The 1,460-nt window shown below is 36.9% G+C and carries 2 protein-coding genes; both read left to right on the top strand.

Features of this window, described 5'->3' with window-relative positions:
• Positions 1–300 precede the first annotated feature (300 nt).
• Positions 301–612: a hypothetical protein gene (locus IQ263_RS29075; protein ID WP_228050439.1), complete on the top strand. Its 312-nt coding sequence runs from the start codon at positions 301–303 to the stop codon at positions 610–612.
• A gap of 529 nt (positions 613–1,141) precedes the next feature.
• Positions 1,142–1,330 carry a hypothetical protein gene (locus tag IQ263_RS29070; RefSeq protein WP_228050438.1) on the top strand — a complete coding sequence of 63 codons (189 nt, stop codon included), beginning with the start codon at positions 1,142–1,144 and terminating at the stop codon, positions 1,328–1,330.
• Positions 1,331–1,460 lie beyond the last annotated feature (130 nt).

Raw genomic sequence — 1,460 nt, 5'->3', positions numbered from 1 at the left:
AGTTTTTAAAGAAGGATGCGATGCCTTCGGCAAGCAACGCTTACGCAATAAAGCAGAGAAGCGAAAAAAGTGAGTGCAATCTGAACCCAAAATGAACAGAAAAAAAGGCGCTCTTTTAGGTTAAGCTATAAAAACACACAAGCTCAACAGATTGTTTTAGGAACATTATTCAATCTACCTTACAACAAATGCCAGGGATTAGTCAACCCCAAAAAAAGTTTTTAATCACTTTATTTTCAACTATTTTGCTGGTCTATGGTAAGGTCAACTTCACGAATCTCAGTCGTTATAGTTGTTTGAGTGAAAAAAACTACCGTCGTCACTTTCTCAAAAGCTTTAAGTTTCCACAATTTAATCAATATTTTCACGGAACTTGCTTTAAATCCTGAACACACAGTCATTGCTGTTATTGATTGTTATTTTTTAAGAAAAAGTGGCAAAACAACTGACGTTAAAGCTTATTTTTATAATGGTGTAGCTGGTAAATCCGAACAGGGGTTGGAAATTTCTGTGATTTCTATTGTCGAAATTGAGACTCGTTTATCTTATAGCTTAAGCGTGCAACAAACTCCATCACGCCCTCAAATAAAGCCCGGAAAAAAACTGCCATAAAATCCCCAGAATAGATGGTCAAAAAAATCTCGCAAAAAACCGGATACTCAAAGCTCAAATCCTGACATCACAAGAGTTGATAACTCTGCACAACATTTGAAGAATACTCGTTGTTTCTTCCCAAATTCTGTACGTTATGTGGTGGCTGATGGCTATTATTATCGCTCTAAATTCTGGGATGCTGTGCGGGAGTTAAATTTAGACTTTATTGGCAAGTTAAGAGTAGATGCTAACCTACGTTATCTTTATACAGGTGAACACAATAAACTGGGAGCACCTCGCAAATATGATCGCACAGGTTGACTGCAATGATTTGAGTTGTCTTAATTTTGTTAAATACATAAAACCGGGAGTTTCACTTTATACATTAGTGGTCGGGAGTTGTTGTTTAAAGTGTGAAATTAGCTTGGCTTGTATCTCTGAGGTTCAAGCCAATGGTAAAATCAAAAATACCTGATTATTTAGCACTGATATTCACCTACCACCTGAGCAAATTCTTGAATACGATCGGGCTCGTTTCCCGATTGAATTGATTTTTCGTGATGCCAAGCAATTTACGGGATTGTCTGATTGTCAAGCTCGTCATTTAGCACGGCTTGATTTTCATTTTAATGCCAGTCTTATTGCCTTAAATTTAGCCAAATATCAACTCTCTAGTTGTCATTCATCTGCCAAGTCGTTTGTGTTTTCGATCGGTTCTTATAAACGTCGGGAATAAAATCGCGCATCTACTTTCTACCTTTATTGATAAGTTAGATTTAGACCCAGATTTGATTTTAAATCACCTTAACCTTCCTTCAGTCTTGTCTTATGGTACTCTGGCTGCTTAAAAACTGTCCGGAGTATTG

It is taken from the genome of Tychonema sp. LEGE 06208 (assembly GCF_015207505.1).
In the GTDB taxonomy this organism is placed as follows: Bacteria; Cyanobacteriota; Cyanobacteriia; order Cyanobacteriales; family Microcoleaceae; genus Microcoleus.
The sequence above is the reverse complement of the archived record's forward strand: the minus strand, read 5'-3'. Positions and strand labels throughout refer to the sequence as shown.